This window comes from Streptomyces sp. NPDC003393 (genome assembly GCF_053589015.1).
In genome coordinates, this window is sequence record NZ_JBSFRB010000104.1 from 1 (window position 1) to 1,265 (window position 1,265).

Annotated in this window: 1 protein-coding gene; it reads left to right on the forward strand. The window is 75.4% G+C overall.

Translation table 11 applies throughout. The features are described from left to right. Positions 1 to 161 precede the first annotated feature (161 nt). The gene (locus tag ACWDUZ_RS38560) at positions 162 to 1,217 is read left to right on the forward strand and encodes a LacI family DNA-binding transcriptional regulator (protein WP_451636488.1); all 1,056 of its coding nucleotides are present in this window, start codon (positions 162 to 164) and stop codon (positions 1,215 to 1,217) included. Positions 1,218 to 1,265: the final 48 nt, after the last annotated feature.

Consider the following 1,265-nt stretch of genomic DNA (forward strand, 5'->3'; position numbering starts at 1 on the left):
GGACCGCGACTGCTCGCGGTCCCGCGCGGCCCGGTCGCTTCTGCGCGGGCCGGGACCTGGGGGCCGCGGGGGTGAAAGCGGAGGGACGATGGGGGCGGGAGCAGGACGGGCCCCTGCTGTTACATTCCTGGCCTGACGGCTGTGAACGGAAGGCGGCGACAATGGCGGTCAACGGTGGGCGAAGCCGGGGGGTCCGGCGGCCGACCCTGGAGGAGGTCGCTGCACGGGCCGGCGTGGGCCGGGGCACCGTGTCCCGGGTGATCAACGGCTCGCCGCGGGTCAGCGACGCGACCCGCGCCGCGGTGGAGGCGGCGGTCGCGGAACTGGGCTACGTGCCCAACACCGCCGCGCGGGCCCTGGCGGCCAACCGCACGGACGCGATCGCGTTGGTCGTGCCGGAGCCGGAGACCCGGTTCTTCGCGGAGCCGTACTTCTCCGACATGCTGCGCGGCGTCGGCGCCGAACTGACCGACACCGAGATGCAGCTGGTGCTGATCTTCGCGGGCGGCGACCGCGAGCGGCGCCGGCTGGCCCAGTACCTGGCCGCGCACCGCGTGGACGGGGTGCTGCTGGTGTCGGTGCACGCGGACGACCCGCTGCCCGACCTGGTGGCCCAGCTGGAGATCCCGGCGGTGATCAGCGGCCCGCGCTCGGCGGCGGAGACGCTGCCCTCGGTGGACTCCGACAACTACGGCGGCGCGCGCTCGGCCGTGGAGCATCTGCTGGACCGCGGTCGGCGCCGTGTCGCCCACATCACCGGCCACATGGACGTCTACGGCGCCCAGCGGCGCGTCGACGGCTACCGCGACGCCCTGCGGGAGGCGGGTGTCACGGCGGACGAACTCCTCGTCGAGCCGGGGGACTTCACGGAGGAAGGCGGCCGTCGTGCGATGACCCGTCTGCTGGAGCGCGCCCCGGACGTGGACGCGGTCTTCGCCGGCTCGGACGTGATGGCGGCCGGCGCTCGGCAGGTGCTGCGGGAGCAGGGCCGCCGCATACCGGACGACGTGGCCCTGGTCGGCTACGACGACTCGGCCATCGCCCGCCACATGGACCCGCCGCTGACCAGCGTCCGCCAGCCCATCGAGGAGATGGGCCGGGCGATGATCGACCTGCTGCTGACGGAGATCGCGGACCGCCGTCCTCCGGGCCCGGACGGCCCGGAGCGCCGTCACGGGGTGCTCCCCACGGAACTGGTGATCCGCGCGTCGTCGTGAGGTCCGGCGTCGGGCGGCGGCGCGCGCGGGGGCCGGCGCCCGCGGCGG

What these genes read in the sequence shown, in the direction of transcription:
- ACWDUZ_RS38560 (WP_451636488.1), top strand. Translation starts at nt 162, where the DNA reads ATGGCGGTCAACGGTGGGCGAAGCCGGGGGGTCCGGCGGCCGACCCTG.